The sequence below is a fragment of the Agrobacterium sp. 6Ca8 genome, from assembly GCF_055382765.1.
Genome location: NZ_AP026433.1, coordinates 818,339 through 844,098, shown reverse-complemented (window position 1 = coordinate 844,098; position 25,760 = coordinate 818,339). Strand labels below are relative to the sequence as shown.

Sequence of the window (25,760 nt, the reverse complement as noted above, 5' to 3'; positions counted from 1 at the left end):
AATTTCACCGGGTCCGTGGTGAATGCTCCACCTATAGACGGCAAAAAAGCGGGCAGCAAGTTGTCTGCCCGCCTTTCGATGCTGGCGATGCGCCTTACGAGGCTTCGCTGCGACCAATATTGGTGTTGTGCTGGGTTGGGCCGGTTCCCGACCAGTCGACCCTGCGGGTTGCGAACATGGTGGCAGCAATGGCGATGAAAGATATCAACGCGCCGGCCAGCAGCGCATATTCATCCTCATTCAGAACCAGATACATGACCCCATAAGCCACCGCCAGAACCGTGAACAGGGCTATCCCGTTCTGACGGCTATCGGTTGCGCTTCCGAGATAGGAGGAGATCAGGAGCGCTGTCAGAAGCGACGCCGCAGCATAGGCGATGGTGAAGCCCGTATGTTCCGCAAGTGCGAGCAGCAGCACGTAGAAAACGATCAGCGCCAGCCCCGTCAGCACGTACTGAATCCAGTGCACGCTGCTGCCGCCCCTCAGTTCGACGATGAAGACGGCCAGGAACACCAGAGAGATGAAGCCTATCGAATATTTGAGTGTCCGGGCGATGATCTGGTAGAATTTCACGGGCTCGACGAGGTTGATCCTCATCAGGCTGTCGGTCAGCGGCAGGCGCGAACTCTCGACCACGCGGTCTATGCCCCTTGCGAGATAGGGGACTGTCCAGTTGGCCGTGAAATCCGAGGCTGTGACGGTCTTTTCCTCCGGCAGGAACAGGCCTTCAAAGCCGGGATGCGGCCAGTTGGCCTTGGCCGCCAAACTGGTGGTCTGGCCGGCGGGCGCGACGGCAAAGCTGCCGGAACCATTCAGGGAGAAGGCTATATCGAAATCGAAGCCTTTCTCGACAAGGCCTCTTTCGATCGATCTGTGCACGCCGGCATCGGACCTGATGGACATGTCCTGCGCACCCGTGCGGGGCGCTATGACAGAGATATCACGCATGCCGGGATCGAACGGCAATACGGAACCGCCATCGATCCTGACACCGGCGCTCGAGCGAATGCCGGTCATATCCTGTATGCTGAGAACGAGAATGGCGCTGTCGAGGCGGGGCGTGCCGGAGAAGCGGGCGAGATCCTGAAGGATGCCGGCACCGAACCGGCCTTTGAGGACAAGGTCGCCATTATAGACCGGCAGGCTGTAGATCGACAGCCGCTTCTCCTCGGTCTTCAGATCGGCCGTGACATCAAGCGTTTCCGGCATGACCAGCGCCCATTCGGTCGTGCGATCGACGATGCTCTGGCCGTTCACCTCGCGGCGTCTTTCCACGTCGAAAGGCACGGCGAGATAAGGGCCGTTCACCACCTGATCGCCACCCCAGCCGCTGGCGATACGGCCCGAAACATCCTCGGCCCGAGAGGCGCGCTCTTCCGTCAGCGCCCAGACGAGAAGCAGCGGTGCGAGCAGAACCATCGATATGAAACCGATCATCAGAAACTTGGCGCCCGGTGAGCGCAGGCTGACGGCGAAGCCGTTGCGAGGCGGGGCTGGCGGCATCTGCCCACCGGCCGGGGCGAGGTCTTTTTCCGATTCATGTGCCATTCTGAAATCCTTATAAATATGATCGCGCCGCAACCCCAAGCGAAGTTCGGCCGGCGCTGTCCCAAGTTTAAAATCCCCGATAGTCTTTGCGTCCCCAAAATGAGCGCAAAACTATACTGGGATCGGATTCCGGCTGATTACGTTCGGAATTCCGTTAAACTCGCGGTAAAATTGTGACTTTCCCACGTTCGTTGCAGAAACAGAAAGGGCCAGCGTCGCCGCCAGCCCTTTTGTTCAAAACCCGTGGCGGTTAAGATCAGTCCTTCTTGGACGGAACCACGCGCAGCGCCAGCTCGCGAAGCTGGGTCGGCGTTGCCGGGGACGGCGCGTTCATCAGCAGGTCCTGTGCCTGCTGGTTCATCGGGAACAGCGTGATTTCGCGCAGGTTCTTCGCACCAACCAGAAGCATGACCACGCGGTCGATACCGAAGGCGCAACCGCCATGCGGAGGCGCACCGTACTGGAAGGCGCGGTAGAGACCGCCGAAGCGCTCTTCCACGTCGCTCTGCGACAGGCCGACCTTTTCAAAAGCCTTGACCATCAGCTCGGGCGACTGGTTACGGATAGAGCCGGAGGCGATTTCGAAGCCGTTGCAGACCGCGTCATACTGGAAAGCCTTGATGGAGAGCGGATCCTGCCCTTCCAGCGCTTCCATTCCACCCTGCGGCATGGAGAAGGGGTTGTGGGCGAAATCGATCTTCTTTTCTTCGTCGTTGTATTCGAAGAAGGGGAAATCGACGATCCAGCACATTTCGAAACGGTCGCGGTCAATCAGGTTCAGCTCGTCGGCGGCACGGGTGCGCGCCTCGCCGGCAAACTTGTAGAACTTGGCGGGATCGCCCGCGACGAAGAAGCAGGCGTCGCCCGCCTCAAGGCCGAGCTGCTGGCGCAGCGCCTCGGTGCGTTCCTCGCCGATGTTCTTGGCAAGCGGACCGGAGCCGGCAACCTTGCCTTCTTCTTCCTTCCAGAAGATGTAGCCGAGGCCCGGCTGGCCCTGGCTCTGCGCCCAGGCGTTCATGCGATCGCAGAATGCACGCGACCCACCGGTCTTGGCCGGGATAGCCCAAACCTGCACCTTGGGGTTTGAGGCGATCATGTTGGCGAAAACCTTGAAGCCCGAGCCATCGAAATGTTCGGTCACGGCTTCCATGACAATCGGGTTGCGCAGGTCCGGCTTGTCGGAGCCGTATTTACGGATCGATTCGTCATAGGGAATGCGCGGCCATTCTTTCGTCACCGGCTTGCCTTCGGCAAACTGTTCGAAAACGGCCGTCATCATCGGCTCCATCGTGGTCCAGACGTCTTCCTGGGTCACGAAGCTCATTTCGACGTCGAGCTGGTAGAATTCGCCCGGCAGACGGTCTGCACGCGGGTCTTCATCGCGGAAGCATGGAGCGATCTGGAAGTAGCGGTCGAAACCGGCCACCATCAGAAGCTGCTTGTACTGCTGAGGGGCCTGCGGCAGCGCGAAGAACTGGCCTTCGTGGATGCGCGAGGGAACGAGGAAGTCGCGCGCGCCTTCCGGCGAGGATGCGGTGAGGATCGGCGTCGTATATTCGGCAAAGCCCAGATCGCCCATACCCTTGCGCATGGAGGAGATGATCTGCGTGCGCTTGACGATGTTCTTGTGCAGGGTTTCGCGGCGCAGGTCGAGGAAGCGATACTTCAGGCGAACATCTTCGGGATATTCAGGCTCACCGAAGACGGGCAGCGGCAGTTCCTTGGCAACGCCCAGAACCTCGATCTCCTGCGCATAAAGCTCGATCTCGCCAGTGGCCATGCCCTTGTTGATGGTGTCTTCGGACCGCGCCTTGACGAGACCGTCAATGCGGATCACCCATTCACCGCGCACCGTCTCGGCAACCTTGAAGGCCGGGCTATCGGGGTCGGCCACGACCTGGGTAATGCCGTAGTGGTCGCGAAGGTCGATAAAGAGAACGCCGCCATGATCTCGCACGCGATGAACCCAACCGGAAAGGCGAACGGTTTCGCCGACGTCGGACTTGCGGAGAGCGGCACAGGTGTGGCTGCGGTAACGATGCATTTTAATATCCTGGAGCGTGTCGTGGGCCAGATGGGCGGCACTGTCGAAATTTGCCGGAAAAGCGCATGACCAGCCCGATTTGTCAAGGCAAAGCACAACAATGTCGCGTTCAGCCTGTCCTTTCGCGCACCTTCGCTTTAGATAGTGCTTATTCAGCCCGCCAAACCGAGTCGGCCCGCAATGAGCCAGATCAGACCTCTTATCCCGCTTCTCGTCACCGCCGGCATTCTGATTGGCGGCAACGGTCTGCAGGGAACCTATATCGCGCTGCGGGGCCTGTCCGAAGGGTTTTCGGCCAGCACCATCGGCCTCATCAGCGCCGCCTACAGCATCGGATTCGCGCTCGGCTGCATTTCGGTGACGCGCCTTCTGCGCAAGATTGGCCATATCCGCACCTTCGCCACCATGGCGGCGGTCGCATCGGCCGCCTCGATCGCCATGCCGCTTGTCCTTCATCCCTTGTTCTGGATGTTGATGCGCTTCGTCATCGGTATTGCGGTCGCCTGTCTTTTCGCCGCGATCGAAAGCTGGATCAATGCGCAGGTGACGAATTCCAACCGTGCGCGCACGCTGTCCATCTATCGTTTCGTTGATCTCGGTTCCGTGACGCTCGCCCAATATATCATTCCCGTCGCCGGCATTGACGGGCCTGTGGTGTTTTCGCTGATCGCCATGGCGCTCACGCTGTCGCTGGTGCCGATCTCGATTGCCGACAAATCCAACCCCGCGCCGCCGAAACAGATCCCGTTCAATCTTTTCGCGGTGTGGCGCATCTCACCGCTTGCCGTAGTCGGCTGCGTGGCTGTCGGCCTCAGCATGGCGGCTTTTCGCAACATCGGGCCAATCTATGCCGAACAGATCGGCCTTTCCGTCACCGCCATCGCCACCTTCATGAGTGCGGGCATCATCGGCGGCGTGGTCTTGCAATATCCGCTCGGCGTCTATTCAGACCGTTACGACCGCCGCATCATCATTCTCGCCACCACGGCGTGCTCCGTGATTGTCGGTCTGTTTCTCGCCCTGTTCGCCGGCTCGGACGAATGGAGCAACATCATCGGCGTCTTCGTGTTCGGCGCCTTTGCCCTGCCGCTCTATTCACTGAGTTCCGCCCATGGCAACGACCATGCCAAAGAGGGCGAACATGCGATGGTGTCTGCCGGGCTGCTGTTCTTCTGGTCGGTGGGTGCAACCGTCGGGCCGCTGCTCGCCTCCGTCCTGATCGACCAGTTCGGTCCCAAAGCGCTGTTCAGCTACACGGCCGCGATCCAGATCGTCTTCATCGCCTACACCATATACCGGCTGCGGGTGCGCGAGGGAGTACCCGTTGAGGAGCGGAACTGGCGGTTCCGCCCGCTTTTGCGCACCTCGGCCTATTTTCAGAAGCTGGCCGCCCCTTCACCGCCCAAAAACGACGGGCCGACGCCAAAACCACCTGAGAAAAACGATCCTTGAGCCTTCAAAAGCGGGCTTTGTATTGACATGCGCCCGGCAAAGGGAAAGTAAGACGGATAATTTTCACGAGTGGCCATTTGCAATGATTGAAACGACTGCCGCCCTCGCCGAAGCCTGCACGGAACTGGCGAAATCGGAATTCATTACCATCGACACCGAGTTTCTGCGTGAGACGACCTTCTGGCCCGAGCTTTGTCTCGTGCAGATGGCGAGCCCTACCCTTGAGGTACTGGTCGACCCGCTCGCCAAGGGTCTCGACCTTACGCCGCTGTTCGAACTCATGGCCAATCCCGATGTCGTGAAGGTTTTCCATGCGGCGCGTCAGGATATCGAAATCATCTATCATCTTGGCGGGCTTATTCCGCACCCGATCTTCGATACGCAGGTCGCGGCCATGGTGTGCGGTTTCGGCGATTCGATCTCTTACGACCAGCTGGTCCAGAGGATCAAGAATGTGCAGATCGACAAATCCTCACGCTTCACGGACTGGAGCCGCCGCCCGCTGACGGAAAAGCAGCTGGATTATGCGCTGGCCGACGTCACCCATCTGCGCGATGTCTATCTGGCGCTCAAGGCGCAGCTGGAGCGTGAAGGCCGCTCGCTTTGGCTGACCGAAGAGATGGACATTCTGGAATCGCGCGAAACCTATGACATGCATCCCGACGATGCCTGGCTGCGGTTGAAATCGCGCCTGCGCAAGCCGACTGAACTCGCCATCCTCAAATTTGTAGCAGCATGGCGTGAACGTGAGGCGCGGTCGCGCAACGTGCCGCGCTCACGCGTGCTGAAAGACGATGCGATCTTCGAAATCGCACAGCAGCAGCCGAAGGACACCGAGGCGCTGTCGCGGCTTCGCACCATCCCGAAGGGCTGGGAGCGCTCCTCCTCCGGCACGGCCATCATCGAGACCGTGAATGCGGCGCTGGCACTTCCGAAAGAGGAAATGCCGAAGGCGCCACGTCACAGCCACGCACCGGAAGGCTCCGGCGCTGCCGTGGAGCTTTTGAAAGTTCTCCTGAAGCTAACGGCAGACAAGCACGGCGTCGCAGCAAAGGTCATCGCCAACAGCGAAGATCTGGACAAGATCGCTTCCGAGGGCGAGGCTGCCACCGTGGCAGCGCTGACCGGCTGGCGGCGCGAACTGTTTGGCGATGTGGCGCTGAAGCTCATCAATGGCGAAGTGGCATTGCGTTTCGCCGGCAAGAAGGTCGAGGCGGTTGATGTGGCGGTGAGCGAGGCCTGATCGCCCGCGCCTCGCGCAGTTTTGCGCATTGTCCGGACGCGAAAGCGCTTCTGCTTTTACCGGACCTGCGCCAACCCAAATTTTGCCCGCATCGCGGTCCATCTCTTTGCAGATGGTCTCGCTTTGAGGGTATTTCCATGAAACCTGCCCGTGCTCTGCTGTTGGCCGCATCTATCGCGGCCGCAGGCATTTTCCCTACTCTTTCATCCACGTCAGCGCGCGCCGATGACGGCAAGGTCGATCTTCAGGGCGAATGGACGACCGATTGCCTTAAGATCGGCAAGAACGATCGTCACGGCATCGTCACTCGCATCACCATACGCGGTGGCCGCATGCATGCTGTCTCACAGATTTACGCCCGCAGCAGCTGCCAGCAGCCCACGGTGCAGGTGCGTTACGAAGGCACGCTGGATGGTGGCCTGAAGGACAACGACAGCATGCTCTTTGCCCATACCGTCACCTCAATCGCCATGACACCCAACGACCCCGCGGTTGTCGAGCATTATAATGGTGACCCGAAGGGTATCGGCTGCGGGTTCACTGGCTGGAAAGAGAATATTCCCTTCGATGTCGATGGTCGGACCTGCGCGGCCATCACCTTTGCCAGCAAGGGAGAAACCCTGTTCGACCGGGCATGGATAGAAGGCAACCGGCTGCGTTTTGCCGCCTTCCCTGTCACATGGTCGAACCGCTCGCCGGACGACCGTCCGCAATCCCCGCTTGAAACGGTCTATTACAGAACATCCTATTAAGTAGTAGAGCCGGGTTCACAGCCCTTTTGCGGCAACGGGGCAACAGCCTTTCCAATCCTTCATGTGACCTTACCGAATGGTCACTTTTTGCAGCGCATTTTCCACATTAATGTCGCATATGACCTGAACAGAAGCTTCGCCTGACGGGGGCACGACGCTTCCCTTCCCCGAGATCAAGAACCGACATGAGAAAATTGCTGCCCATTCTGGATTACGTGGTGCTCTTCGTTGCCGTGGCCGGCAGCGGCGTGGCCTACGCGTTTCTGGAATACGGCGGCGGCGCGCTCATTGGCGCCACCTATGCGCTGTTCGCCTGTGCGCCCATCCTCGCCTTCGAGCGTGGTTACGTGCTGCCCGGTCTGTCGCGGCAGGTTAGCGCATTGCCGACACCGGCCTATATTGCCGTCGGCCTCATCATCTACGCCGTCCTCGTCTTCTGTGGCTTCGGGCTTGGCGGTACCATTCTGTGGGTTAGCGGCATATTTCCCGGCACCTGGAAACGGGCGGTGCATGCCGAGGTGCAGACACTGATCTTCACCCTTATCGTCTGCGGCATCATCGTTTTCATCATGCGCGTGCGCGAACTGCTGGGCCGTGACATCTTCATCGATCTCATACTTGGGCGCTATCGCCGTCCAGTCAGCGAAGACCGCGTCTTCATCTTCATCGACCTCGTCGGCTCCACTTCGTTTGCCGAAACCCATGGCGACCTGAAGGCGCAGGAGTTTCTGGGCGAAATCTTCGCGAGCTACGCAGCCCCCGTCAGAAGACATGGCGGCGTCATTGACGACTACATCGGCGACGCGGCCATCATCACCTGGCCCTATCACATGGCGATAAGGCGGGCAGCCTGCGTGCGCTGTGTTTTCGATATCCAGGCGACCATCGAGGACAAGCGCGACATGTGGCTCGCCCGTTTCGGTGAAGTGCCGCGCCTTCGCTTTGCGATTCATGGCGGGCCGGTCATAACAGCCGAAATCGGCGTCGATCACCACAAGATCACCTATTTTGGCGACACGGTGAACACCACTTCGCGGCTCGAATCACTGAGCAAGATGCTCGGCCATCCCGTGCTGATTTCGGCCGATCTCGCCCATCAGCTGGTGCTACCCAAAGGTGTGCGCAGCGAATATCTCGGCGAACATGCTGTCAAGGGACGCGGCCAGACGCTCGGCGTGTGTACGCTCAGCCAATATCAGGCCCCAGCCGCCTGAAAAACCCCTGAAAACAAACGGGTAGCTTCGTTTCCGAGGCCGCCCGTCATCAAAATTCATCAAAGCTTCAAACTGCAATCACCTGCCTGTCATGTGGCACCCCTATCGCCTCAGTCCTGTCTTCAACAGGCATTGAGGGGTCTCCACCATGAAGCATATTCTTTTCGCACCTTTCGCCGTTCTTGCGCTCGCAACCGCATCCCATGCAGAGCAGGAGTTTCCGGCAAAGCTGGTCTCGCACGCCATTCTGCCGGCCAACACCATCATCGCAGCACCTGCCGATGCGCCGGAATATCTCAAGACATCCGCCAAGTTCACGACAGCCGACCGCAAGCGCGCCGAGGGTCTCGGCACCGTGCCCGGCAAGGATGGCGTTCGCCCGACCGGCCTCTCCATGCCGTTCAACGGCCAGGCCATGCAGGGCTTTTCCGGAATCAAGGCCATGGCGGACGGCCGCTTCTGGAGCCTTTCCGATAATGGTTTCGGCTCGAAGCTCAACTCCAGCGACGCCATGCTGATGCTCCACCACATTAAATTCGACTGGGATGCCGGCAAGGTCAACGCGCTGGAGACCGTGTTCCTTTCCGACCCGGACAAGAAAGCTCCCTTCCCCATCGTCATGGAAGGTTCGACCAAACGTTACCTGACGGGCGCCGACTTCGACGTCGAATCCATTCAGCCCGTTGCCGACGGCTTCTGGGTGGGCGAAGAGTTCGGTCCCTACATCCTGAAATTCACCCGCGACGGCAAGCTGACCGACGTCATCGCCACCAAGGCCGGCGATATCGAGGTGAAGTCCCCGGATCATCCGACCCTGGCACTGCCCGGCAACCCCACGCAGAAATTGCCCGCTTTCAACCTGAAACGATCAGGTGGTTATGAAGGCATGGCGCTCTCCAAGGACGGCTCGAAGCTTTACGGCCTTCTCGAAGGCCCGCTCTACACCGCCGAAGGTCAGGTCGAAAAGACCGAAGACGGCTCAACCGCCCTTCGCATCATCGAGCTCGATACCGCCAAGAAGGAATGGACAGGCCGCACCTGGCTCTACCCGCTGGCGCAAGGTGGCGAAGCCATCGGCGATTTCAACATGCTGGACGAGAGCACCGCGCTGGTCATCGAGCGTGACAATGGCGCCGGCACCGCCGACAAGGCCTGCGCCGACCCGAAGAAGCCGGATGTAAACTGCTTTGCCGTACCTTCCAAGGTCAAGCGCATCTACAAGATCGAATTCAACGACGCCAATGCCGGCAAGGCAGCACGCAAGATCAGCTATATCGACCTGCTGAAGATCTCCGATCCTGATAACAGGAAGCGTCAGGGCGGCGGCAACGGTTTCTACGACATGCCGTTCGTCACCATCGAGAATGTCGACCGTGTCGACGCCACCCATATCATCGTCGGCAACGACAACAACCTGCCCTTCTCGGCCGGTCGTGCGCTGGACAAGGCTGACGACAACGAGTTCGTCCTGCTGGAAGTCAAGGACCTTCTCGACGCGAAGTAAGGAAAAGGGTGCCGGAATTCGTTCCGGCACCGTCAGCGCATCGGCGCAATCTCAACTGAACGGAGCGTTCCTGCGGCCTGAAAAAGGAAGCGAGGCGCTCCGTTACTGTACCGACCCAACCTGACCCGGAACCCGGTTCCGAAACAGGAAAGACCCGTCATGCAGGACAATGCCGAACGACTGTATTACGCCCTGAGGAAAAGCTGGTCGCTCGAAACCAGCAGCCTGTGGTCGAGGGAAAACCCAGCCAGGGGGCAAGGCGGCGTTACAGCTCTGGTGGTGCAGGATATTTTCGGTGGCGACCTCGCCAAAACCGTCGTTAGCGGCGCCGACCATTTCTACAATATCGTCAACGGCACCCGCTGGGATTTCACCTTCACCCAGTTCGATATTCCGGTCGGTTACGAGGACAGGCCCGCCACCCGCACGGAGGCGATGGCAAGGGCCACGCCCCTGCAATATGCCTATCTCAGCGCCTGTATCAGGAAGGCGCTGGGGCACGGTTGAATAATAACGGCTTGTAGCGAGGCGACCGGTTTGTCTCGGCGACAAACCGATTTCGGTCTGTCGTGTTTTTCGTTTGCGGTTCAAATCCACAACTTCAGCTTCTCCTCTCAAAGCAGACACAATCCATGGCATAGTACCGCAGGTAACGAGGTGTGCCGAGAGGAGAGTTGTGCGATGAGTGAGAGCTGCCAGGTCCTGACGCCCGCCGAACGGCAGGTTCAGGATATATTGCAACAGACAGAATCGGCGATGGTGTCCACTATTTTCGCAGCGCTTGAGCGTGCAAGCAAACAGACTGCTGTCGAACTCCAGTCAATCGGGTCTGAAATACAGCCACCGCCTCATGACTATTTTGCCGCTGTCGCACACCAGCAGCTTTTCCTGCTGTTATGCGGAGCCAACCTGGAAACATTCGAGGGCGGAGATCCCGAAGTCGCGCGTCACATCATTCAGAATGCCCAAAACATATCCGATCATTACTGGAAGTAAAAAAGCTGCGACCGCGGATGGTTCCGGCGGCTGACCGCGCTGTATGAAGCCAGATTTCGTTCCACGCAAAGCGCGCACACGATCTGCATTTCAAAAGGATATCTGGCCTAATCGGCTTGCCTTCGCAATTTCACGTCATATGCCCTTCATAGTCGCCGGTTACGCAGGCCGAAATCCGGAGACAGGCATGCACTCAACCGCACAACTCAATCGCCCCAAGCTCGCAGAGACAGTTATCCATTCGACGGCAAGCATAAGGGACTCGAACATAGGTAGCTGCTGCGAAATTTTGGCCGATACCTCTCTACACAACGTCGAACTCGGGAATTACTCCTACCTCGGACCCCGTTGTATTGTCGGTGATGCGACAATCGGGAAATTCTGCGCTATTGCCGCGGACGTCAGGATTGGCGCACCGAACCATCCAATGGACCGACCGTCCATGCACCGTTTCAGCTACTGCCCGGAATATTACGCTACAGAGGCGGTGCGCGACGACGCTTTTTTCGATCGCCGCAAGGAGGATCGCGCCGTCATCGGTCACGATGTCTGGATCGGTCACGGGGTCATCGTGCTGCCGGGCGTGAAGGTTGGAGACGGCGCCGTGCTTGCAGCAGGCGCGGTCGTCACCAAGGACGTGCCGCCCTACACCATCGTCGGCGGTGTTCCCGCGAAGATCATTCGCGAGCGGTTTTCGCAAACCGTGGCGGGGAAGCTTGCCAAAATCGCCTGGTGGGACTGGCCCTTCGAGACGATCATGGCGCGGCTAGCCGACTTTCAATCAAGCGATATCGACGCCTTTTGTCAGCGCTGGTCCTAGTATAGCCCCACAACTGCCTGCGGTGCCAAATGGCCGGCGTCTGCCCGTTACTCGAACACAAACGCCAACCGCTTGCCCGTCAGTTTCGCCAGTTGCTGCAGGCGTCCGTCCAGACGCTCGCCGGCAAAATCGCAATAGGCGTGTGGTACGACGAATTCCAGATCCAGATCCGGATTGATGGATTTGCGGAATTTCAGGTGATCGACGACACCGGGCATGGAGGCTGAGAAGAGATAAACGACGCGCAGCAGGCCGCCGAGCAACTTGCCTAGTTCCAGCAAGCGGTCACCTGCCATGGCGGCGAGCGGCTGTGTGGTGCCGTTGTCGTTCAACCCTTCGAAGCGGTAATAATTGGCAAGCGCAATATAAGCGCGGCCCGGATGGGTGATCGCCACGAAGGAGGAGTGGGCGATGATGTTGAGCGCCTGGAGGCCGCGATAGTCCGGATGTGCACGCCAGCTGATATCGGCCAGAAGGCAGGCCGCCTGCCGGTAACGGCTTTCCTCTTCCGTCTCCTCGATGCCGAAGACCGGAAAGGTGCGGCCGCTCCAGTCGGCCAGTTCGCGCGCATGTTCGGGCGAACGGGCACGCAGAATGGCAAGCTCGTCGGCCGTGACCAGCAGCGGGTCGGTATCCCGCTCTGCTTCCGTCAGCAGCGAATAAAGATAACCTTCGCGCACGCCCTGCGCCGAGAAGGCGATCGTTGCCGGCTTCATCGCCTTTAGAACTTCACGCATGGCGATGGCGCCGAACGGCAGAAGCGAACGGCGGTTCTTGGAGACCGCCTGCCAGGCCGGGTCCTTGCTGTCCCTGGAGACGATGACTTCTTCCAGAAAATTCAGCATTTCCGCCAGCGGCAATTCATATCCCTGCATCATGTGCAGCGGATAACCCGTGATCTCCATGTGCAGCTTGGCGATGTTTCGCCACGTGCCGCCCACGGCATAAAAGGTACGCCCCTCGCCGGCCGCCAGCAGCTTTGCGAAGGATTTGACGTGCTTGCGGGCAATGGTCGTCGCCTTCTCCAGCGAGCCATCCGATTGCTCCGACAACCGAAGGCCGCCGAGCGGCAGGGTGATGCCCTCGCCGCAGTTCTTGCCCTTGATGTCGATGAGTTCCAGCGAACCGCCGCCAAGGTCGCCTGCAATGCCATCCGGGTCGTGGAAACCGCTGATCACGCCATAGGCGGAATAAAGTGCTTCCTTTTCGCCGGACAGCACCTCGATCTCGCAACCAAGTATGGCTTCGGCTTCACGGATGAAATCCGGGCCGTTTTCCGCTTCACGCGCTGCCGCTGTCGCCAGTACGTAGAGTTGCTGCGCCTGCGCCTGTTCGGAAAGCGCATGGAAGCGACGCAGCGCCATCAAAGCCCGGCTGACGCCTTCCTCATGCATCCGGCCCGTGAGGGCCAGTCCCTTGCCGAGACCGCAAAGGACCTTTTCGTTGAACAGCACGGCGGGCGCGCGGGAAAGACCTTCATATACGACGAGACGAACGGAGTTCGAACCAATATCTATGACGGAAACGGGGGCAAGGCCGGTCAGCCGCCCCTGTGCTTCTGATCGAGTCATTCAGCCTGTTTCTTGCGGGAAGAAATCAACCCGGCAATCAATTTGGGCGCACTTGATTTCAGGGCTTCACCACGTCCGGAAAGGCTGGGATTGGTCATGAAATAGTGCTGCGCGTTGAACGGTTCTTCGCCTTTACGCACCTCGATGCGCCTCGACGTTCCGTCCGCAAGTATCTCGTAGCTCTGCTGGTTGTCAATGAGATTGCCCAGCATAATCTGTGAAAGAACCTGCTCGTGCACGGTGGGGTTGGTGAGCGGCACCAGCGTTTCAACGCGGCGATCAAGGTTGCGCGGCATCATGTCGGCGGAGCCGATATAGACCAGCGCCTTGTCGGACGGAAGGCCGAAACCATTGCCGAAGCAGAAGATTCGGCTGTGCTCGAGGAAGCGGCCGACAATCGACTTGACGCGGATATTGTCCGACAGACCCGCAACCTGTGGGCGCAGGCAGCAAATGCCGCGCACGACGAGATCAATCTCCACGCCGGCCGCACTGGCGCGGTAAAGCGTATCGATAATCTCGGGATCGACCAGCGAGTTCATCTTCATCCAGATCGCCGCCGGCGCACCGCGCTTGGCGTGCTCGATCTCTTCGTTGATGTGCTTCACAATGCGCGCACGCAGCGTATAGGGCGAAATGGCGAGCTTCATGCCCTCTTCCGGTTCGCCGTAACCCGTGATGAAGTTGAAGATATTCGCCATGTCGTGGGCGATCTTCGGGTTGCAGGTGAAGAAGGACAGGTCGGTATAGATCTTGGCCGTGATCGGGTGGTAGTTGCCGGTGCCGAGGTGGCAATAGGTTCTGAGCTTGCCGTCCTCGCGGCGCACCACCATAGACATCTTGGCATGCGTCTTGAGTTCGATGAAGCCGAACACCACCTGCACGCCGGCCCGCTCCAGATCGCGCGCCCAGCGGATGTTCGCCTCTTCGTCGAAACGCGCCTTCAATTCGACCAGCGCGGTCACGGATTTGCCGGCTTCCGCCGCGTCGATCAGCGCGCGAACGATCGGGCTGTCGTTGGAGGTGCGGTAAAGCGTCTGCTTGATGGCGAGCACTTCGGGGTCGCGCGCAGCCTGCAACAGGAACTGCACAACCACGTCGAAGCTTTCATAGGGGTGGTGAACCACCATGTCTTTTTCGCGGATGGCGGCAAGGCAATCGCCGGCATGTTCACGCACGCGCTCGGGGAAACGGGCGTTGTAAGGCTCGAACTTCAGGTCGTCGCGCGGTGCGCGCACGATTTCCGAGATGGTGTTGAGCGCGAGCAAGCCGGGCAGAACGGCAACGCGATTATCAGGCACGCCAAGCTCGTGCACCACGAACTGGCGGAGCGACTGCGGCATTTCGCTGTCGGTCTCAATGCGGATAACCGAACCGCGGCGGCGGCGCTTCAGCGCGCTTTCGAAGAAGCGGACCAGATCTTCCGCCTCTTCCTCCACCTCGATATCGCTGTCACGGATGATGCGGAACGTGCCGAATCCCCTGACGGTATAGCCCGGATAGAGACGGTGAATGAACAGGCCGACTACATCTTCAAGCGTGATGTAGCGGATGGCGTTTTTCTCATCCGGTAAACGAACGAAGCGGTCGAGCGCCGTCGGGAGACGCAACAGCGCTGTCATCGGCTCGCGGCCGTTGACGCTGTCGAGTTGCAGGCCCATCGAGAAACCGAGGTTCGGAATAAAGGGGAACGGGTGCGCAGGGTCGATGGACAGCGGCGTCAGCACCGGGAAAATACGTTCCTCGAACTCGGTGCCCAGCCAGGTACGATCCGCTTCGGAAAGTGCGGCAGGCCGCACGATGAAGATTTCTTCCTTGGCGAGATATTGCTGCAGAACGGCAAGCGAAGCCTGCTGCTCCATCTGCAGGTTGTCGATTTCCTTCAAAATGTCTTCCAGCTGCTCGGCCGGTGTCTTGCCGTCAGGTGTCTTGACCGTAATCTTCTGGCGCACCTGGCCTTCGAGGCCGGCGACGCGGACCATGAAGAATTCATCGAGGTTGGCGGCGGAGATGGACAGGAAACGCAGCCGCTCCAACAGCGGATGATCCGTGTTCAGCGTTTCTTCCAGAACACGCCGATTGAACTGGAGCCAGGAGAATTCGCGGTTGATGAAGCGCGCGGGGCTGTCCCAGAGGTTCTCGCCCTCGGTCATCGGCTGAACCTTGTTGAAGTCGTCCTGCACAATAGCGTCCATGTCCTGTACCATCCCCTGACTTTCCGTCCCGTGATCCTGCTGCATCCCGCGATCGTCCCTCTTGCCCGTATAACAGTTTGACGACGGAACTGTGACAGTCAATCGACCTCCAGCCCGCTGCCCCTTGTCCCTTCGCCCATCGCGTTAAGGACTTCCGCCGCCAAGGGACGGGTTATCCTTGTTCCACGCGAAAGCGCCAGCCTGTCGATACGGTCCACAATCGTCTGCGCCGTATCGAGTGAACGCTCCATTCTGTTGACGATGTAGCCTATGAGTTTGTCATCCATATAAAGCTGCCGGTCGGCGAAGAGTTTCACCAGAACCTGTGCCAGAAGACCCTCGTCGGGCTCGCCTGTCTCCACCACAGTCACGGCTTTCAGGCGTGAGCGCAGGTCCGGCAAGGTCACCGGCCATGCGGCCGGCCATTGCCGGCTGGTCATCAAAAGCGTGGTGCCGTGCTGGCGCACGCTGTTGATGACATGGAAAAGTTCGGTGTCGTCAAAACCACGGCGATCGGCATCCTCAAACAGAACCGGTCCGGTTTCGGCAATACGCGCAGCGCCAACACCGGCTTGCGGGTGGATATCCTGCGCGCTGCTGATATTTTTCCAGATATTGGCGAGATGCGATTTTCCCGAACCCGGAGGCCCGGCCAGCACCACCACGGGCGAAGGCCAGTTCGGCCATTCGTCCACAAGGCTGACGGCAGCCTTGAGCGAGTCGGACACGAGAAGATCGTCCCTTCCAGAAGCGGACTGGTGTGAGAATGCGAGCGGCAGCTGCTCGGCCTTCGACCGGGCGTTGTCGTTTTTGATTTGGTCAGTCATCGTTAGCCCTGAGAGTCAACCTTGCCGGAGGACGTTTCCTGTTCTTCCCAAGGAAGGTTGGCGGCGTGCCCATGGTAAAGATCGCTTTCAAGATATCGCGACAATGCAAAGCGGACAAGCACGCCAACGGCTGCCGCCGCCGGCACGGCGACCAGAAGGCCGACGAAACCGAAAAGCGCACCGAAGGCGAACAATGCGAACATCAGCCATACCGGATGCAGGCCGACGCTGCTGCCGACGAGCTTCGGCTGCAGGATGTTGCCTTCGATGAACTGGCCGGAAAAGAACACGGCAAGTGTCAGAAATACATAGATATAATCAGGCCAGAACTGCACGATGGCGACGCCGACGGCAAGGATGAGGCCGACCATCGAACCAATATAGGGAATGAAGCTGATAAGGCCGGAGAAAAGGCCGATCAGCAGGCCGAAATTCAGGCCCACCAACGACAGGCCGACAGCGTAATAAACGCCAAGGATGAGGCAGAGCGACCCCTGCCCGCGCACGAAGCCGGCAATCGTCCTGTCCATGTCGCGTGCGATCTGGCGGACCGTATGCACGTAGTCGCGCGGTATCCAGCTATCGACCTTGTCTATCATCCGGTCCCAGTCAAGCAGCAGGTAGAAGGCGACGACGGGTGTGACGACCAGCAGCGACATGACATCGACCAGCGATTTGCCGGAATTCCAGATCTGCGTCAGCAGGGTGCCGATGAAGCCCGCGCCTTCGGTCAGCAGCTTGGAAAAATTCTCCTTCACTGCATTGATCTGGTTGCTCACCCAGTCAGGCAGCAGATTGGCGTCCGCACCGGCGATCAACTGCTGCAGGGACGAGATATATTGCGGGATGCGCGTGATGAATTCGGATGCCTGGGCGGCAATCAGCGGAATGATGATAATGAGCGACAGCGCGAAAATCAGCACGAAGGTGACGAGGATAACGACGGTGGCCATCAACCGGCTCAGGCCTCGGCGCTCCAGCCAGTCGGCAACCGGATCGAGAAAATAGGCAAGTGCCATGCCCGCCACGAAAGGCAGGAGGATGGAGCTGAAGACCATCAGGAAAAAGATAAAGACGGCAAGCACGCCAATCCAGAAAAAAACCTGCCGGCGCAGGCTCGTACCGCTCACATGGGGTTGCATCCGTTCATCCTCTTGTCGCCGTGCCGTCATTGCCCATGATGGAGATAGGATGCGCATATGCACATGGTCAAGGCCGGTCGCCCGGTAGCGATAGACACGGCGGTTACCAGGTCTGTGCAACGACGACGGGTTTTCAAGTCTGCGCTGCGCATATCGCCGTCGAGAGGCCCGAGGCACACAAAACGTCAAACCATCGCAAAGCCGTTAAAAACCGGAGCTTTTGCCACTCAAACCCTTGCATCAGGCCCCGTCCCGTGCGAATGGCGACGCCAAAGGAACCAGCGGAGACGAGAGCGATGAGCCAGTCGGGCAAGAACGGTCTTACCTATAGTGACGCAGGTGTGGATATCGACGCCGGCAACCTGATGGTCGAAAAGATCAAACCGGCGGTGCGCTCGACGCGGCGTCCCGGCGCGGATGGCGAAATCGGCGGCTTCGGCGGCCTGTTCGATCTGAAGGCCGCAGGCTTTAACGATCCGGTTCTGGTGGCCGCCAATGACGGCGTCGGCACCAAGTTGAAGATCGCCATCGACGCGAATTTCCATGACACCGTCGGCATCGATCTCGTTGCCATGTGCGTCAACGATCTCGTCGTGCAGGGCGCAGAACCGCTGTTCTTCCTCGACTATTTCGCGACCGGCAAGCTCGACCCGGATCAGGGCGCTGCCATCGTTTCCGGCATTGCTGCCGGCTGCCGCGAATCCGGCTGTGCGCTGATCGGTGGTGAAACCGCTGAAATGCCCGGTATGTATTCCGATGGCGACTACGATCTCGCGGGCTTTGCCGTGGGTGCTGCCGAACGTGGCCAGCTTCTGCCCGCCGGCGATATTTCCGAAGGCGACGTCATTCTCGGACTTTCGTCCTCCGGCGTTCATTCCAACGGTTTTTCGCTGGTGCGCAAGATCGTTTCGATCTCCGGCCTTGACTGGGACGCCCCGGCACCCTTCGCAGATGGCAAGAAGCTTGGCGAAGCGCTGCTGACGCCGACGCGCATCTATGTAAAGCCGCTTTTGAAGGCAATTCGCGAGACCGGCGCGCTGAAGGCGCTGGCGCATATTACCGGCGGCGGCTTCCCGGAAAATATTCCGCGCGTTCTGCCCAAGCATCTCGCCGCCGAGATCGATCTCGACACTATCCAGGTTCCGGCTGTGTTCTCGTGGCTTGCAAAAACCGGTGGCGTTGAAGCCAAAGAAATGCTGCGCACGTTCAACTGCGGTGTCGGCATGATCGTGGTCGTTTCGGCTGAAAATGCCGCCAAGGTCACCGATGCCCTGACGGCGGAAGGCGAGACCGTGTTCCCGCTCGGCCGCATGGTCGCCCGCGAAGAGGGTGCGCACGGCACGATCTACAAGGGCGCCCTCAGCCTATGATGAGCGCCGCCTCTCGATCTGGCCGCGCACGTGTCGTCGTTTTCATTTCCGGCAGCGGCTCCAACATGGTGTCGCTTGCCAAGGCCTGTCAGGAGACGGATTTTCCGGCCGAGATCGCCTGTGTAATTTCAGACAAGGCGTCGGCAGGCGGGCTGGAAAAGGCACAGGCGTTCGGTATTCCCACGCTCGTTTTCGAGCGCAAGACCTATGCCAGCAAAGCCGAGCATGAGGGCGCCATTCTGGCCGCACTTGGCGAGATTGCGCCTGATATCATCTGTCTTGCCGGTTACATGCGGCTGATCTCAGGGGATTTCATCGCCCCCTACGAAGGCCGCATCATCAATATCCACCCTTCCCTGCTGCCGCTTTTCCCCGGCCTGCACACCCACCAGCGCGCCATCGACAGCGGCATGAAGATTTCCGGCTGCACCGTACATTTTGTAACCGAAGGCATGGACGAAGGCCCGACGATCGCGCAGGGCGCGGTGCCGGTTCTTTCCGACGACACGGCCGAGACGCTGGCGGCGCGGATACTCACTGTCGAGCATCAGCTCTATCCGCTGGCCCTCAAGCAGCTTGCGGAAGGCAAGGTGCGGATGGAAGGTGGAAAAGCCATTTCCAGCGGCGACGCAAGTAAATCTGAGTATTCCAGCCTGATTTCTGCTTACTGATAAATATTTCACTAAAGTACAAAGATACTTAAAGTGGTATTTCCTCTAAAATAAACCGAACGTTTACCATAATCACCTTTAATGCCCGCAACGGCCCCGCATTTTGGAGCCCTCCGGTCATTCAGGAGCGATTATGCTATTTTCGAGGTTTTCCCTGCCGCTTTCGGCCGTTTTACTGTTGGGCACTAGCCTGCCGCTCGCCGCCGAGCAAAGCGGCATCACCGCTTCGCTCGATGCCGGTGTTCTAAACATCAAGGCCACCGAGACCTTTTACAACGGAAGCCACAAAAACAGTCAACTCGACTGGAAAACAACAAATGCCATGGCGTTACGCGGATCGCTTGGACTTGAGCTGTCGCCCGAGTGGCGCATAAAAACGGAAGGTCGAATCGGCTTTGCTGGCGATGGCTACATGACCGACTACGATTGGCTGCCTCCCTATTACAGGGATACATCGAAAACTGGATGGAGCGACCGCTCACAGCACGGCGATACCCGCCTCGACCACTACCTGACCGGAAGCATCGAACTCAACAGAACACTGCTGGAAGACCCGCTGCAGCACCTCAGTGCCGGTATCGGCTTTCGCTATACCGACGTGCAGTGGTCCGCCTATGGCGGTGACTACATCTACAGTTGGAGAGGATTTCGCAATAATGTCGGTGAGTTCAACAATAGCGAAAAAGCTATCACCTACCGGCAGCAAATCCCCGTATTTTACGGCAATGTGACCGGTGGGCGCAAATTCGGGAACTGGTCGCTGAATGCCGGCCTCGAAGGCGGCGCAATGATCTATGCGAAAGCCACGGACGATCACTGGATGCGTTCGATCCGCTTCACCGACAAATTCCATGTTGGCGGCATGTTCGGAGCAAAAGCGGGCATCGCCTATGCCCTGACTGAGAATGCCTCCCTCTACCTGGATGGCGCATACGAATATACGAGCTTCGGTCGCGGTGACAAAACCCTCACACCGACTGGCGGAACTACCGGCCTGTTTTATAAAGATACGGCGGGCGGCGATATGCAGTCGCTTTTCGTTGGGGCCGGCGTAAAGGGCAGATTCTGAGTTGAAGGCCTCCGGTTGAGGCGGTAGAAGATGTTATTATCGCACGCAGAACGAAGCTGTGGCATGCCTCGTAAAAGCGATCGATCCTCAATCTCGTCGAAACCTCATCTCTGCGATGCGGACAGAACGGTCGCAACGAAAAAAGACAACTCCGGATGAGGTCAAGGCGTGGAAAGAAGAAGGCCGCAAGTAATGGCCTTTGTCGTGGACGCCTCGGTAGTCGCGGCTTGGTTCCTGTCTGACGAGGACGGCACAATCGCCGATCACGTCTCCATCATCCGCCTGGCACGAAACATGCGCTTCCCGCCTATGATGCTGCCTACCTCTCGCTTGCGATTTCGCACAATGTGCCTTTAGCAACACATGACAGGAAGCTTGCGGCTGCGGCAAAGCTGGAAAACGTTGCGTTCGCTTAAGGTTTGCGTAGAGCCGCTCGATTCAACATCGCCCACTGCAACAGAATAATCGTCTTCGAATCGGTGATTTCGCCCGACGCGATCATCGCGAAGGCTTCGTCGAGGCCGTAGGTCAGAACCTCCAGATCCTCGCCTTCGGTTTCCAGACCACCGCCGCTGCCGGCTTGCACGTCGAGATCGATGCGGGCGACGAAGAGGCTGACTTTTTCGGTGAGCGTTCCCGGGCTGGCATACATGTCGAACAGGTATTCGACCTTTTCCACCGCGTAGCCAGATTCTTCCATCGCCTCGCGGCGAATGGCGTCGGCCGCATTGTCGTCATCGAGGAGCCCCGCTGGCACTTCGATCATGAAGCTTGGATCGCCGTTCACGAAGACGGCAGGGCGGAACTGGCGCACCATCACCACGCTGTCGCGTTTGGGATCGTATAGAAGGATGGCGGCGGCGCTGCCGTGATCGTGGACTTCCCTGATGATGCGGATTGTCTTGCCATCCGGCATGCGCTGATCGAAAATGAGCTTCTGCATATGCACGAAGCCCTTCCACACCGTTTCCTTTTCCACCAGCCGGACCCTGCCGGAATCAGTGTCGGCCGGAACGTTTTTCGCTTGCGTCTGTGTCACCGGATATTCCCTTGCCTGTCGCGGAAGTGTTCAGCTTGGCCCTGTTGCGGTGCAATATCAAGCCTTTCAGGCTTCGTCGTCGCGGTGGAGCCACACCTTATTGTCGTGGAAAGCCGCGCCGCCATAGGGGGCAACGGCATCGGCGCCCGTCAGAACATTGATACCCTCGCCGTCCAGATGCGCCTTGTTGGGCCACAACCCTTCGGCAACCAGAACGCCGGGCCTCGCACCCTCCACGATTTTCGCATGGAGGCGCACTTCGCCGCGGCCATTGCCGATACGCACGATGTCGCCATCGGCTATACCGTTGCGGGTGGCGTCCTCGGAACAGATCATCACTTCCGGACGGCCTTCCTTCTGCACGGAGGTTTTCGTTTCCGCGAAGGTGGAGTTGAGGAAGTTGCGCGCTGGCGATGTCGCCAGTCGGAAAGGATGCTCTCCGTCGGCGGTTTCGATGACATCTACCTGATCCGGGAATTTCGGAAATTGCGCAACCGGTCCCATCACGCCGATGTTTTTCGGCGGTTTGTTTGGAGACGGCCCTGTCGCCCATTCGGGGCTGAAACGGAATTTTCCGTCACCATAACCAAAGCCCTCGAGATAATGCGCCACCTCGAAAGAGGGCTGCGCATCGATCCATTTTTCTTCCGCCAACGTATCGAAATCGCCCCAGCCGCTGACTTTCAGCATATGATCGACATGGTCGCGAGCTGAAAGACCGAAGCCCGGCATATGGTCGATACCAAGACGTTTCGCCAGTTCTTCGATGACGAAGAGATTGGTGCGCACGGTTTCCGGCGGCTCCACCAGCTTGGGGCCAAGCAGAATGTGGTTCTGGCCACCGGCGCGGTAGATATCGTCATGTTCAAGGAACATGGTGGCCGGCAGCACGATATCGGCCAACTCGGCCGTCTCCGTCATGAATTGCTCATGCACGGCAACAAAAAGATCGTCGCGCAGGAAACCCTGTTTCACCAGCCGCTGCTCGGGTGCGACATTGACGGGGTTGGTGTTCTGGATGAGCAGCGCCGTCACCGGGCCACCATGTCGCAGCGCTTCCGAATCCCCCGTCAGCACGCGGCCGATCTGCGACTGGTCGAGCTGGCGCACGTTGGGGTCGGCGTAGGCTGTGCCCATCAGTTCCGCCTTGTTGAGCCGGAAGATATCGCCGTTGTTGTGGAAGGCGCCGCCGCCTTCATATTGCCAGGAGCCAAGAACGGTGGCGATCGAAAGGGCGGCATGCATGGCGACCGCGCCGTTGCGCTGGCGGGCGAAACCATAACCGAGCCGGAAGAACGTCTTTTTCGTCGTGCCCACGAGCCTTGCGAAATCCTCGATTTCCTCCACGGAAAGACCGGTGATTTCGGACGCCCATTGCGGCGTCTTCGATTTCAGATGCTCTTCAAGTCCCACCGGATCGTCGGCGAAGCGCGCCATGTAATCGCGGTCGGCATAACCATCGCGGAAGGCAATGTGCATGATGGCGCAGGCGAGCGCCGCATCGGTGCCGGGACGCAGGACGATGCGCATATCGGCCTGTTTCATGGTCGGATTGTCATAGATATCGACGACGACGATCTTCGCGCCACGTTCCTTGCGGGCTTTTACCGCATGGGTCATGACGTTGACCTGCGTGGCGACAGCATTCGTGCCCCAGATGACAACGACATCGGCCTTGCCGATTTCGCGCGGATCTGGCCCGCGAAGCGCGCCTGTACCCATCACATAACCCGTCCAGGCCATGTTGGTGCAGATCGATCCGAAAAAGCCGGAATATTTCTTGGCGTGACGCAGGCGCTCGATGGAATCGCGCTGAACCTGTCCCATGGTTCCGGCATAGAAATAAGGCCAGATGGCTTCGGCGCCGTGCTTTGCCTCGGCTTTGACGAAGGCGTCAGCAACCTCGTCCAGTGCCGCTTCCCAGGATATCTCCTGCCAGTCGCCGGCACCCTTCGCACCGTTGCGGCGCTTCGGGGTCAAAAGACGGCCGGGATGATAGATACGCTCGGAGTAACGCGCCACCTTGGCGCAGATGACGCCGGCAGTGTATGTATTGGCATTGGCGCCGCGCACGCGGCCGATGCGGCCATCGGCATTGATGTCCACTTCCAGCGCGCAGGCGCTCGGACAGTCGTGCGGACAGACCGTGTGGCCGATGCGCGTGGCACTTTCGGCTTTCGGGGTGGCGTTTTTAGCGGAAATCGGGGTCGCAAGGTTCATGTCTTTTCTATATTGCATCAGCGACGCGGCAAAAAGGCCGAAGTGACGTCCATCAAGAATATTCATCATCCCCATCGGGAAGCGAGACACATCCCATGAACTATCGCCACATCTACCACGCCGGCAATTTCGCGGATGTTCTCAAACACGCCGTTCTCGCCCGTCTCGTCCGTTACCTGCAGAACAAGGACAAGGCGTTTCGGGTGCTGGATACTCATGCCGGCATCGGCCTCTACGACCTGTCGTCGGAAGAGGCGCAGAAGACAGGCGAGTGGCAGACCGGCATCGGCAAGCTGATGGACGCCGATCTGCCGGCCCCTGTCGCCGAATTGCTGGAACCCTATCTTTCCACCGTGAGAGAGCTTAACCCCGAAGGCGGCATGCAGTTCTACCCCGGCTCGCCGAAGCTCGCGCGCATGCTGTTCCGCCCGCAGGACAGGCTTTCGGCCATGGAACTGCACCCGGACGACGCACGCGCGCTGGCGCGTCTGTTCGAGGGAGATTATCAAGCTCGGGTGACGGAGCTCGATGGCTGGCTGTCGCTTGGCGCGCATCTGCCGCCGAAGGAAAAACGCGGCCTCATCCTCGTCGATCCGCCTTTCGAGCTTGAAAATGAATATCAGCGGCTGGCGGATGGGTTGAACAAGGCATATCGGCGTTTCTCCACCGGCACCTATTGCCTGTGGTATCCGCTCAAAAAAGGAGCACCGATCAAGGATTTCCACGAGCGGCTGCAATCCTTCGACATTCCGAAGATGCTGTGCGCGGAACTTTCCGTGAAAAGCGACCGGCTGGAAGGCTTGAGCGGTTCAGGCCTCATCGTCGTCAATCCGCCCTACACGCTGAAGGACGAGCTGCACACGCTGCTGCCATTCCTGAAGACGGTGATGGCGCAGGACAGATACGCCTCGCACCGCGCCTTCTGGCTGCGCGGCGAGGAAAAGCCGGAAGAGGATTGAGGGCTTACCCTAACCCCTTCCGTGCCTGTGCAAGCTGCGATCGCTCAAAGAACAGGATCACGAACAGCGCCATGATGAGCGGAATGATGAGGTAGAACAGCCGGAACACCAGCAGCGCCGCAATCACGTCAGCCGGGTTCATATCAGGCAGGCCGGTGACGAACACCAGCTCCAGCACGCCAAGCCCGCCCGGCGCGTGCGAGATGAGCGCCGCGGAAAAGGAAATCAGGAAAATCCCGAGAATGACCATGAAACCGGGATTTCCGGCTTCCGGCAGCGCGAAATAGATGATGCCTGCTGCTCCGATCAGTTCGATCGGACCGATGACAAGCTGTTGCGCCACCAGTTTCGGCACGGGATATGGCAGAAAAAACGAACCGATTTTCAGCGGCCGCAGCTTCAAAAGACTGCCGAGCACATAAAGTGCGACGATGGCGAGCAGCAGTACGCCGGTTGTCGTTGATGCTTCCACGGGCAGGATGCCAGTAAAGCGCTCGGTAATGTCCGGTTCGTAGACCAGCACCAGACCGATGAGCATGATCGTTCCGATGATGAAAGTGAAGGAACAAAGGCCGACAAGAATGCCGACTTCGGCAGCGCTCAACCCTTTGGACGTATAGGCCCGGTATCGGACGACGGCACCGGAAAACACGGATGCCCCGACATTGTGGGAAAGCGCGTAGGTGGTGAAGGAGGTGAGCGTGATGAAGAACCAGTTGACCTTTCGGCCGAGATGCTGGAGAGCGATGCGGTCGTAACCGGCAAGGGCTGCATAGGCGACAAGCGTCGATAGGCCGGAGCACACCCAGTCCCGCGCGCGAATGGCCGTGAGGCTTTCCCATAGATCATCGAGTGAAAGACCGCGCAGCTCGTGATAGAGCAGCCAGGCCGAAAAACCGATCGTTGCCAGACCAATGACGGGCCAGATGTATTTCTTCAATGTCATGCGGTCATGCCCGCCTATTTCCCCCAGCTTCACCCCAACCCGATTTCCGCACTCCGCAGAAGATTCGTTCGACTCTATTCGTTATGCGGCGAAGCTTTCAACCTTTTTGCCCGTTTGCCTCGTTCACAAATTTATGTAAGACCGCTTTGTCGTCTGCGGGCGATACGAGGTCGTCCA

Annotated in this window: 21 protein-coding genes and 1 other annotated feature (1 of these 22 cut by a window edge); of the genes, 12 read left to right on the top strand and 9 right to left on the bottom strand. The window is 59.0% G+C overall.

Annotated features, from left to right (window positions below; all coding sequences use genetic code 11):
- Positions 1–18, bottom strand: a sequence feature (sul1 is cis-regulatory element that is thought to sense ions involved in sulfur or methionine metabolism; They are found in Alphaproteobacteria); it reaches 38 nt to the left of the window's first position.
- A 76-nt stretch (positions 19–94) separates the two neighbouring features.
- Both creD and aspS read right to left on the bottom strand, forming a co-directional pair.
- A complete protein-coding gene (gene creD / locus ACZ5A6_RS04215) occupies positions 95–1,549 on the bottom strand; it encodes a cell envelope integrity protein CreD (protein ID WP_174061477.1) in 1,455 nt (484 codons plus the stop codon).
- A 256-nt stretch (positions 1,550–1,805) separates the two neighbouring features.
- Positions 1,806–3,593, bottom strand: a complete 1,788-nt coding sequence (gene aspS / locus ACZ5A6_RS04210; protein ID WP_003512477.1) for an aspartate--tRNA ligase — start codon at positions 3,591–3,593, stop codon at positions 1,806–1,808.
- 180 nt (positions 3,594–3,773) lie between these two features.
- Between aspS and ACZ5A6_RS04205 the strand changes: the two genes are divergently transcribed.
- The 8 genes from ACZ5A6_RS04205 (at position 3,774) to ACZ5A6_RS04170 (ending at position 11,574) form a co-directional block, all read left to right on the top strand.
- Positions 3,774–5,045 carry an MFS transporter gene (locus ACZ5A6_RS04205; protein ID WP_013635877.1) on the top strand — a complete coding sequence of 424 codons (1,272 nt, stop codon included), beginning with the start codon at positions 3,774–3,776 and terminating at the stop codon, positions 5,043–5,045.
- Between the two features lie 82 nt (positions 5,046–5,127).
- Positions 5,128–6,288, top strand: a complete 1,161-nt coding sequence (gene rnd, locus ACZ5A6_RS04200; RefSeq protein WP_003512471.1) for a ribonuclease D — start codon at positions 5,128–5,130, stop codon at positions 6,286–6,288.
- 137 nt (positions 6,289–6,425) lie between these two features.
- Positions 6,426–7,040 (top strand): hypothetical protein, encoded by a 615-nt coding sequence (locus ACZ5A6_RS04195; RefSeq protein ID WP_174061478.1) that lies wholly within the window; start codon positions 6,426–6,428, stop codon positions 7,038–7,040.
- 185 nt (positions 7,041–7,225) lie between these two features.
- Complete coding sequence (locus ACZ5A6_RS04190; protein WP_003512469.1) at positions 7,226–8,254, top strand: adenylate/guanylate cyclase domain-containing protein; 1,029 nt, start codon at positions 7,226–7,228, stop codon at positions 8,252–8,254.
- A 148-nt stretch (positions 8,255–8,402) separates the two neighbouring features.
- Positions 8,403–9,758, top strand: coding sequence for an esterase-like activity of phytase family protein (locus ACZ5A6_RS04185; RefSeq protein ID WP_464111056.1), 1,356 nt, complete (start codon positions 8,403–8,405; stop codon positions 9,756–9,758).
- Positions 9,759–9,917: 159 nt separating this feature from the next.
- Positions 9,918–10,265, top strand: coding sequence for a YunG family protein (locus ACZ5A6_RS04180; RefSeq protein WP_003512467.1), 348 nt, complete (start codon positions 9,918–9,920; stop codon positions 10,263–10,265).
- Positions 10,266–10,439: 174 nt separating this feature from the next.
- Positions 10,440–10,754, top strand: coding sequence for a hypothetical protein (locus ACZ5A6_RS04175; protein WP_112674507.1), 315 nt, complete (start codon positions 10,440–10,442; stop codon positions 10,752–10,754).
- 187 nt (positions 10,755–10,941) lie between these two features.
- Complete coding sequence (locus tag ACZ5A6_RS04170; RefSeq protein ID WP_013635872.1) at positions 10,942–11,574, top strand: DapH/DapD/GlmU-related protein; 633 nt, start codon at positions 10,942–10,944, stop codon at positions 11,572–11,574.
- 47 nt (positions 11,575–11,621) lie between these two features.
- Here ACZ5A6_RS04170 and ppx read toward each other — a convergent pair whose 3' ends face one another.
- From ppx to ACZ5A6_RS04150, 4 genes are all read right to left on the bottom strand, one after another.
- The gene (gene ppx / locus ACZ5A6_RS04165; protein WP_013635871.1) at positions 11,622–13,145 is read right to left on the bottom strand and encodes an exopolyphosphatase; all 1,524 of its coding nucleotides are present in this window, start codon (positions 13,143–13,145) and stop codon (positions 11,622–11,624) included.
- Entirely contained in the window at positions 13,142–15,340 is a 2,199-nt protein-coding gene (locus ACZ5A6_RS04160) for an RNA degradosome polyphosphate kinase (protein ID WP_075807550.1), read from the bottom strand. The genes ppx and ACZ5A6_RS04160 overlap by 4 nt, the downstream gene beginning before the upstream one ends.
- Positions 15,341–15,438: 98 nt before the next feature.
- Positions 15,439–16,167, bottom strand: coding sequence for a DnaA regulatory inactivator HdaA (hdaA, locus tag ACZ5A6_RS04155; protein ID WP_141193673.1), 729 nt, complete (start codon positions 16,165–16,167; stop codon positions 15,439–15,441).
- Between the two features lie 2 nt (positions 16,168–16,169).
- Complete coding sequence (locus ACZ5A6_RS04150) at positions 16,170–17,309, bottom strand: AI-2E family transporter (protein ID WP_013635868.1); 1,140 nt, start codon at positions 17,307–17,309, stop codon at positions 16,170–16,172.
- Between the two features lie 296 nt (positions 17,310–17,605).
- Between ACZ5A6_RS04150 and purM the strand changes: the two genes are divergently transcribed.
- The 3 genes from purM to ACZ5A6_RS04135 all read left to right on the top strand — a co-directional run bounded on the left by purM (position 17,606) and on the right by ACZ5A6_RS04135 (position 20,419).
- Positions 17,606–18,679, top strand: a complete 1,074-nt coding sequence (purM, locus tag ACZ5A6_RS04145; RefSeq protein WP_013635867.1) for a phosphoribosylformylglycinamidine cyclo-ligase — start codon at positions 17,606–17,608, stop codon at positions 18,677–18,679.
- Positions 18,676–19,350, top strand: a complete 675-nt coding sequence (gene purN / locus ACZ5A6_RS04140; protein ID WP_174061480.1) for a phosphoribosylglycinamide formyltransferase — start codon at positions 18,676–18,678, stop codon at positions 19,348–19,350. The genes purM and purN overlap by 4 nt, the downstream gene beginning before the upstream one ends.
- A gap of 133 nt (positions 19,351–19,483) precedes the next feature.
- Positions 19,484–20,419, top strand: a complete 936-nt coding sequence (locus tag ACZ5A6_RS04135; protein ID WP_112674513.1) for an omptin family outer membrane protease — start codon at positions 19,484–19,486, stop codon at positions 20,417–20,419.
- 412 nt (positions 20,420–20,831) lie between these two features.
- On the opposite strand, the gene ACZ5A6_RS04130 is transcribed toward ACZ5A6_RS04135, so the two are convergent.
- Positions 20,832–21,458: an NUDIX domain-containing protein gene (locus ACZ5A6_RS04130; protein ID WP_174061481.1), complete on the bottom strand. Its 627-nt coding sequence runs from the start codon at positions 21,456–21,458 to the stop codon at positions 20,832–20,834.
- Positions 21,459–21,524: 66 nt separating this feature from the next.
- Entirely contained in the window at positions 21,525–23,744 is a 2,220-nt protein-coding gene (locus ACZ5A6_RS04125; RefSeq protein WP_174061482.1) for a molybdopterin-containing oxidoreductase family protein, read from the bottom strand.
- A 29-nt stretch (positions 23,745–23,773) separates the two neighbouring features.
- Between ACZ5A6_RS04125 and ACZ5A6_RS04120 the strand changes: the two genes are divergently transcribed.
- Positions 23,774–24,637 (top strand): 23S rRNA (adenine(2030)-N(6))-methyltransferase RlmJ, encoded by an 864-nt coding sequence (locus ACZ5A6_RS04120; RefSeq protein ID WP_174061483.1) that lies wholly within the window; start codon positions 23,774–23,776, stop codon positions 24,635–24,637.
- 4 nt (positions 24,638–24,641) lie between these two features.
- On the opposite strand, the gene ACZ5A6_RS04115 is transcribed toward ACZ5A6_RS04120, so the two are convergent.
- The gene (locus ACZ5A6_RS04115; protein WP_174061484.1) at positions 24,642–25,583 is read right to left on the bottom strand and encodes a lysylphosphatidylglycerol synthase domain-containing protein; all 942 of its coding nucleotides are present in this window, start codon (positions 25,581–25,583) and stop codon (positions 24,642–24,644) included.
- Positions 25,584–25,760: the final 177 nt, after the last annotated feature.